Source organism: Flavobacterium sp. (assembly GCF_043720215.1).
Classification (GTDB): domain Bacteria; phylum Bacteroidota; class Bacteroidia; order Flavobacteriales; family Flavobacteriaceae; genus Flavobacterium.
Genome location: NZ_JAYSSZ010000007.1, coordinates 1 through 6,104 on the forward strand (window position 1 = coordinate 1; position 6,104 = coordinate 6,104).

Annotated in this window: 7 protein-coding genes; 4 read left to right on the top strand and 3 right to left on the bottom strand. The window is 32.3% G+C overall.

What is annotated here, in order from left to right; all coding sequences use genetic code 11:
* On the bottom strand, window positions 1-854 hold an 854-nt coding region (locus tag ACHZC3_RS00395; RefSeq protein WP_394757902.1), incomplete at its 3' end, for a M14 family zinc carboxypeptidase.
* A gap of 123 nt (window positions 855-977) precedes the next feature.
* Here ACHZC3_RS00395 and ACHZC3_RS00400 point away from each other — a divergent pair.
* A complete protein-coding gene (locus ACHZC3_RS00400) occupies window positions 978-2,342 on the top strand; it encodes a DEAD/DEAH box helicase (RefSeq protein ID WP_394757903.1) in 1,365 nt (454 codons plus the stop codon).
* Between the two features lie 21 nt (window positions 2,343-2,363).
* On the opposite strand, the gene coaD is transcribed toward ACHZC3_RS00400, so the two are convergent.
* Entirely contained in the window at window positions 2,364-2,819 is a 456-nt protein-coding gene (gene coaD / locus ACHZC3_RS00405) for a pantetheine-phosphate adenylyltransferase (protein ID WP_394757904.1), read from the bottom strand.
* A gap of 2 nt (window positions 2,820-2,821) precedes the next feature.
* Window positions 2,822-3,808, bottom strand: coding sequence for a D-alanine--D-alanine ligase (locus ACHZC3_RS00410; protein ID WP_394757905.1), 987 nt, complete (start codon window positions 3,806-3,808; stop codon window positions 2,822-2,824).
* 92 nt (window positions 3,809-3,900) lie between these two features.
* Here ACHZC3_RS00410 and ACHZC3_RS00415 point away from each other — a divergent pair, with 92 nt between their 5' ends.
* The 3 genes from ACHZC3_RS00415 to ACHZC3_RS00425 form a co-directional block, all read left to right on the top strand.
* Complete coding sequence (locus tag ACHZC3_RS00415; RefSeq protein ID WP_394757906.1) at window positions 3,901-4,518, top strand: PASTA domain-containing protein; 618 nt, start codon at window positions 3,901-3,903, stop codon at window positions 4,516-4,518.
* A 5-nt stretch (window positions 4,519-4,523) separates the two neighbouring features.
* Entirely contained in the window at window positions 4,524-5,570 is a 1,047-nt protein-coding gene (locus tag ACHZC3_RS00420) for an RluA family pseudouridine synthase (RefSeq protein WP_394757907.1), read from the top strand.
* Window positions 5,571-5,574: 4 nt separating this feature from the next.
* Window positions 5,575-6,104 (top strand): DUF3667 domain-containing protein (locus ACHZC3_RS00425; RefSeq protein ID WP_394757908.1); only part of this gene is annotated, 530 nt, incomplete at its 3' end.

Genomic DNA, 6,104 nt, shown 5'->3' on the forward strand with positions numbered 1-6,104 from the left:
ACATAACCGATGGTGTTAAATAAAGAAGTATAACCAGTTGTATATCTTGGTGAATCATTAAACTGTGCAAATCCTTTATCTGGAGTTCCTTGCCAAACATTTACATACGCAGTAGATTCGATAGAATTTGATTTTAAATTAGCAACAATAGCAGGTGTCATTTTGTCTTTCATAAAATCACCCAATTCTTTCCCTAACTTAGTTGGCTCAGTTTGAATATAGGTTAGTGTGTATTGATAATCGGCACCATTACTCACATGATTATCTATAAAAACATCAGGATTAATTTTATGAAAAATTTCAACCAAACTTTTAGTATTCCTAGTGTCCGATTTAATCATATCTCTATTTAAATCGTAGTTTCTTCCGTTTCCTCGAAAACCATACTCTTCTGGGCCGTTTTGGTTGGTTCTAGTTGTCGAATTTCTATTTAAAGCACCGTCTATATTATAAACAGGAACAGCTACAATGATGGTATTCTTAGGGATTTTTATTTTAGTTAAAGCCAAATCACGAAACAGCATCATAGTGGCATCTATCCCATCTGGCTCTCCTGCATGAATAGCATTATTAATAAGAATAATAGATTTTGTTTTTGATATAGTTTTAAAATCAAATTGTTTTTCAGGATTAAAAATCACCATATGTAAAGGTTCTCCAGAGTCAGTTAACCCCATTTTTTCTATTTTGATAGATTGAAAATCTTGATCTAAAGTTTTATAAAATGAAATAGCCTCTTGGTATGTAGCCGATTGATTTCCGTTTCCTTTTTCGAAGAATGTTTCATACTTATTACTTTTTTGAGCAGAAATTGAGATAGAAATTAATAGAAAAATCGATTTTATAAAACGCATAATGTATGATATTGGAATGTCTATCAAAAGTAAATAAAAAAATAAGAATGACGATAAAACTGATTTTCAAAAAAAGCATAAGTCATAATTCGTAATTCATAATTCAAAGTCTATCTTTGCAAAATGAATAACAATCACCATTCCAATAATATATTGCTCAATTTAGGTATCGAAAACCTAAACGAAATGCAAGAAGTTGCTCAAGATGCTATTTTGAACGACAACAATGTTTTATTGCTTTCGCCAACAGGTTCGGGTAAAACACTAGCTTTTTTATTGCCAATTTTCGAAATGATGCAAGAAAATGTAACATCTGTTCAGTGTTTAGTTCTAGTGCCGTCACGAGAATTGGGTTTGCAAATTGAACAAGTTTGGAAAAAAATGGGAACCAACTATAAAGTAAATGTTTGTTATGGCGGACATTCTATTGATACCGAAATAAAAAATTTAAGCAATCCGCCAGCAGTTCTTATAGGAACACCAGGCAGAATTGCCGATCATATAGACAGAGGAACTTTTAGTGTAGATACTATTCAAACCTTAATTTTAGATGAATTTGACAAATCCTTACAATTAGGTTTTCATGAGCAAATGTCATTTATAATCAACCGATTACCAAAGTTAAACAAACGTGTTTTGGTTTCTGCTACTTCTGATATCGAAATCCCGAAATACACTCGAGTTATCAATCCAACGGTTTTAGATTTTATTCCTTCAGAAGAAGAAAGGACGAATCTTTCCATGAAAATGGTCGTTTCTAAAGACAAAGACAAAATGGGAAGTTTGTTTAATTTAATTTGTTCTTTAAAATCGGAATCAGCTATTATTTTTTGCAACCATCGTGATGCTGCCGAAAGAATTAGTGACACATTAAACGAAAAAGGAATTTACGCTACCTATTATCATGGTGGTATGGATCAAGATGAACGTGAGCGTGCCTTAATCCAGTTTAGAAATGGAAGTGTAAGTTATTTAATTACGACCGATTTAGCGGCTCGTGGATTGGATATTCCAGAAATGAAACATGTAATTCATTATCATTTGCCATCTAAAGAAGATGAGTTTACGCACAGAAACGGACGAACTGCTAGAATGCTAGCATCGGGAACATCGTATGTTTTGATTCACGAAAGTGAGAAAAAACTAGATTATATCGATTATAAAATGACTGTTTTGAATGTAGAAAACTCAACTTCATTACCAAAAGCACCAGAATTCCAGACGATTTATATTTCTGGCGGAAAGAAAACAAAACTGAACAAAATAGATATTGTAGGTTTCTTTTCTCAAAAAGGAAAGCTCGACAAAGGCGATTTAGGATTGATTGAAGTGAAAGATTTTATCTCTTTTGCTGCTGTAAAATCTAAGAAAGTAAACGATTTGCTGAAAAATATTCGTGACGAAAAAATGAAAGGCAAAAAATTTAAAATCGAAGTGGCTAGAAAAGTGATTAAGAAAGAAGAAGATAATAAACCTGACAAATATTAAAATTATTCAGGTTTATTATTTTTATTTTACTCTAACAGCGTGAGGAACCAAAACAGTATAATCTCCATTATTTCTTATTACATCACGAACTATACTTGAGCTTATAAACGAAGTACTTGCAGCTGTTAGTAAAAACACTGTTTCAATTTTTGACAATCTTCTATTAGTATGTGCAATGGCTTTTTCGAACTCAAAATCGGCTGGGTTTCGAAGACCTCGAAGTATAAAATCTGCCTTTAGTTTTTTGCACAAATCGATGGTTAATCCTTCGTAAGTTATTACAGAAATTGAGGGTTCATCTTTAAATGTTTCTTCGATAAATCGTTTGCGGTCTTCGAGTGAAAACATGTATTTTTTATCGGCATTTACACCAATAGCAATTATTATGTCATCAAAAAGAGGAATACTTCTTTTAATAATGTCTAAATGCCCTAATGTTAAAGGGTCGAATGACCCTGGAAATATAGCTTTTCTCATAATTATTTTTTCCAAATTGGTTTTCTACCTAGAGCCAATGCAATTTCGTTATCTAACATTTCACGCATATCCATATTTGCAAATGTGGCTTGCTGCGGAAATATACTTTGTGGAGACAATCCTGGATTAGTATTTATTTCGATAAAATGTGGGATTCCATTCATTATGATAAAATCGGTTCTAGAAAAACCTGACATTCCTAGTGAATCATATATTTTTTTGGCAGACTCTATAACCAAAGCTTCTTCTTCTTTTGAAATTCTTGCTGGCGTAATTTCTTCAGATTTTCCTAAATATTTAGCTTCATAATCGAAGAAATCATTCTGAGAAAGAATTTCGGTAATACCCAAAACTTTGGTTTCACCTTTGTATTTTAAAACGCCAACAGATACTTCTGTTCCGTTAAGATACGATTCTATAAGAATTTCGTTATCCTCTGCAAAAGCAAATTCGAGTGCTTTTTCTAATTGGTCTAAAACATCAACTTTAGAAACACCCAAACTACTTCCAGATTGGTTTGGTTTTACAAAAAATGGCAAACCGAGCTCTGCTTTTATTTTATTCTCATCAATAACATCACCTTTTCGCAAATAAATAGAGTTGGCTTTTGGAATATTAAACTTGGTTAAGACCGATAAAGTATCACGTTTGTTAAATGTTAGCGCCGATTGGTAAAAATTACACCCTGTATAAGGAATATCCATGAGTTCCCAATAGGATTGCAAATGTCCGTCTTCGCCTGGCGTGCCATGAACGGTGTTTACAGCAACATTAAATTTTGTTGTAGTATTATCTTTGGTAAAAGAAAAATCAGACTTATTTATGGGATACTTCTTTGCATCGATAACCACCGACCATTCGTTTGGAAGAATATGAACTTCGAAGATATTGTACTTCGATTTATCTAAATTATTTAAAATTAACTGACCACTTCTTAACGAGATTACACTTTCGTCAGAATATCCTCCCATAACCACTGCTACGTTCATCTAAAAAAGAATTAAATTACGTAACAAAATTATCATTTTTTTTCGAATGAAAACACTTTACAATTTTATTATCTTTGTCAAAATACATTTTTATGAGTTTCAAGAAGTTTCTTTTCAGTTTTACCTTTATCAAACAAGTGCTAATAGCAATGTTTATTGTGTGCGCAACCCTTTTCCTTTTTATGTATTGGATAGGTTTTACTACCAATCACGGACAAGAAATTGTGGTTCCAGATTTAAGAAAGCTAACGCTTGAGCAAGCCGAAGACAAACTTGATGAATTGGATTTAGATTATGAATTATTAGACACCGTAGATTATAACTCAGCATTTCCCAAACTATCAATTGTGAACCAAGATCCTAATCCTGGTGAAAAAGTTAAAGAAAATAGAGTTATTTATTTAAAAATAAATTCTACTGGATATTCAAAAGTCAGAATTCCAGATTTGGTTCAAAAAACCTATCGTCAAGCAGTGCCAACTCTTGCCGCATTAGGACTTGAAGTAGGTGATACAACATATATTCCAAATCTTGCAAAAGATATGGTTTTAGAAATGAAAATGAACGGAAAACCAATAAAAGCAGGTCAACAAGTACTAAAAATGACAAAAATTGATTTGGTTTTAGGTGATGGGAAAATAGGTTTTGAAGAAGATGAACTAAATGGTTCTGTAAACGATAGTATTAAAAAAGATTCAATAAGCAACTAATAATAATGAACGAGAATATAACAGTAGACAACGAATTAGACGAAGAATTATTCGAACACCATAAATTTGTTGCTACAAAAGGTCAATCTATTCTTAGAATAGATAAATATTTGATGCATTTGTTAGAAAATGCAACAAGAAACAAGATACAACAAGCCGCAACATCAGGCAATATTTTTGTAAACGATGTTCCTGTAAAATCAAATTATAAAGTAAAACCGTTCGATGTGGTTACGATTATGTTGTCGCATCCACCATTTGAAAATAGAGTAGATCCAGAAGATATCCCGTTAGATATTGTTTATGAAGACGATGCCTTACTATTAATAAACAAACCCGCAGGTTTGGTTGTGCATCCAGGTCACGGAAATTACACAGGCACATTAGTAAATGCTTTGGCATTTCACTTTCAGAATTTACCACTAAACAGTAGCGAACGTCCAGGATTAGTTCATAGGATAGATAAAGACACTACTGGACTTTTAGTCATTGCAAAGACCGAACAAGCGATGACTCATTTAGCAAAACAATTTGAAAACAAAACTTCCGAAAGGGAATATGTTGCCATCGTTTGGGGAAATGTCGCCAAAGACGAAGGAACAATAGAAGGAAATCTTGCAAGACACTTAAAAGACAGAATGCAAATGGCCGTTTTTGCTGATCCAGAAATAGGAAAACCAGCAGTAACACATTATAAAGTTTTAGAACGTTTTGGATACATAACCGTGATTTCATGCATTCTTGAAACAGGAAGAACACACCAAATTCGAGCACACTTGAAACATATTGGACATCCGTTATTTAACGACGAGCGCTATGGTGGACATTTAATTCTAAAAGGGACAACATTCACAAAATACAAACAATTTATAGACAATTGCTTCAAGATATTGCCTCGCCAAGCCTTGCATGCAAAGACATTAGGTTTTGAGCATCCAACAACTAAAGAAATGATGCGTTTTGATACCGAATTACCTAAAGATATGAAAGAATGTATCGAAAAATGGCGAACCTATTCAAACACAAACATGTTAAACGAAGAAGAAGATTAATAAAATGAGTAAAAACACTTTACGAAATGATACAACTTGCTTAAACTGCAATCATGTAGTTGAAGAAAGATTTTGTCCAAATTGTGGTCAAGAAAACATTGACACTCGAAAAACATTCCACCATCTTTTTGTTCATTTTTTTGAAGATTTGACACATTACGAAAATGCCTTTTGGAAAACCATAAGAAACTTACTACTTAAACCAGCTTCGTTAACAAAAGAGTATTTATCAGGTAAGCGACTTTCTTATTTGGCTCCTATCAGATTATATATATTTATTAGTTTTGTTACTTTTTTTATAATAACAATATTTCCTACTAAAGATTTTAAGGCAGTAAGTTTTAATGAAAAGGATAAAAAAGACATCTCGATAGTTAATTTTAATTCAACTGATGAATCTAAAGTTACAAATACGGTAGATGAAAACATATTTTTTGACTATACTTCGATTGAACAGCTAGATTCGATTCAAAAATTTGGTAAAAAAGAGGATAAACTTTCCAAATATAAGTATTGGGTTTTAAGAAAAATAAT

Bases quoted from the DNA above. Each gene is read 5' to 3' on its own strand.
- ACHZC3_RS00420 (WP_394757907.1), top strand. From the start codon at position 4,524: ATGAACGAGAATATAACAGTAGACAACGAATTAGACGAAGAATTATTC.
- ACHZC3_RS00415 (WP_394757906.1), top strand. From the start codon at position 3,901: ATGAGTTTCAAGAAGTTTCTTTTCAGTTTTACCTTTATCAAACAAGTG.
- ACHZC3_RS00400 (WP_394757903.1), top strand. From the start codon at position 978: ATGAATAACAATCACCATTCCAATAATATATTGCTCAATTTAGGTATC.
- coaD (WP_394757904.1), bottom strand. From the start codon at position 2,819: ATGAGAAAAGCTATATTTCCAGGGTCATTCGACCCTTTAACATTAGGG.
- ACHZC3_RS00410 (WP_394757905.1), bottom strand. From the start codon at position 3,808: ATGAACGTAGCAGTGGTTATGGGAGGATATTCTGACGAAAGTGTAATC.